Source organism: Aquimarina macrocephali JAMB N27 (assembly GCF_000520995.1).
Lineage (GTDB): Bacteria > Bacteroidota > Bacteroidia > Flavobacteriales > Flavobacteriaceae > Aquimarina > Aquimarina macrocephali.
Genome location: NZ_JACA01000107.1, coordinates 1 through 1461, shown reverse-complemented (window position 1 = coordinate 1461; position 1461 = coordinate 1). Strand labels below are relative to the sequence as shown.

At 35.8% G+C, this 1461-nt stretch carries 1 protein-coding gene; it reads left to right on the top strand.

Annotated elements, in window-relative coordinates; translation table 11 throughout:
- Positions 1 to 1461: discoidin domain-containing protein (locus tag Z054_RS29560; RefSeq protein WP_035093841.1), on the top strand; the 1461-nt coding region annotated here is incomplete at both ends.

Below are 1461 nucleotides of genomic sequence, written 5' to 3'. Positions count from 1 at the left end.
ACTATATCAATGGCGGCAACACTCTTGATTATGACGGAAATTACCCATGGTCATTAGATTGCGGTGGAGATACTCCTCCTACAGGAGGAGCTTTAGATATTACTAATGATGGTGGTAGCATATCTAACCAACACAACGACTCCCCTTCTAATGAAGGCATCTCTAATTTGATCGATAACAATATCAATTCTAAGTATCTAACGTTTAATGCATCTGCATGGGTACAGTATAAAGCTAGCAAGTCTTATGTTTTATCTTCTTACACCATATCTTCTGCAAATGATGCAGCAGAAAGAGATCCAAAAAACTGGACGCTACAAGGATCAACAAACGGAAGTTCATGGCAAAATATCGATCAGAAATCCAATCAAGATTTCCCAAATAGAAATCAAAAAAGGACTTTTCAGGTCAGCACCACTTCTTCATATCAATATTATCGATTATCGATGAGCAATAACAGTGGGACAATTCTACAATTATCTGAACTCGAATTGTTTGGAAAAGAAAAAAACACACAACAACTTCCGGTAGCTGATTTTAGAGCAAATAAAACCAACATAAAAGAAGGAGAAAGTGTGTCTTTTACTAATTCCTCAACCGATGCTACTTCATATAACTGGACATTTGATGGAGGTAGTCCATCTAGTAGTACACAAACCAATCCTGTAGTGAAGTATAATAGAGAAGGAACCTATTCGGTAACTCTTAAAGCAACAAACGGAGATGGATCTGATACAGAAACTAAAACTTCATTTATTAAAGTTTCTTCAAATGGAGATGGAGGAGAAATTATTGACATCACTAATGACGGGGGAGCTATTTCTGATCAACATAATGATTCTCCATCTTTTGAGGACATATCCAAATTGATTGATAATAATCCTAATTCTAAGTTCTTAACTTTTAACGCCTCTGCATGGGTACAGTATAAAGCAACCAAAAACTATACATTATCTTCATATACGATAACCTCTGGGAACGACGCACCAGAAAGAGATCCCAAAAGCTGGACTTTGCAAGGATCTACTAACGGAAATTCTTGGCAAAATATCGACCAAAGATCCAATCAGAATTTCCCGAATAGAAATCAAAAAAGAACTTTTCAGGTAACTACTACTTCTTCCTACAACTATTATCGATTATCGATGAGAAACAATAGTGGAACTATTCTACAATTATCTGAACTCGAATTGTTCGGGAAAGAAAGTTCTACGGATGGAGGTTCTTGTGCATGGGGGAATGATTTTCTTACTCCAAGAGTAGAATTTAAAGATTTTGATGGGTCAACTATTGGATCACAAATATTTAAACAAGTGATCCCTAATGCAGAATCCTATATGAAACAACGTTGTCTTGATGTAGCTAAAATTTTGTACCGTAACTCTGCAGATGCCCCTAAATTCAGACTATTAAACTTTAATCTGAAAAATGAAGATTTTGTAGCTCACAAATTTGGAGATG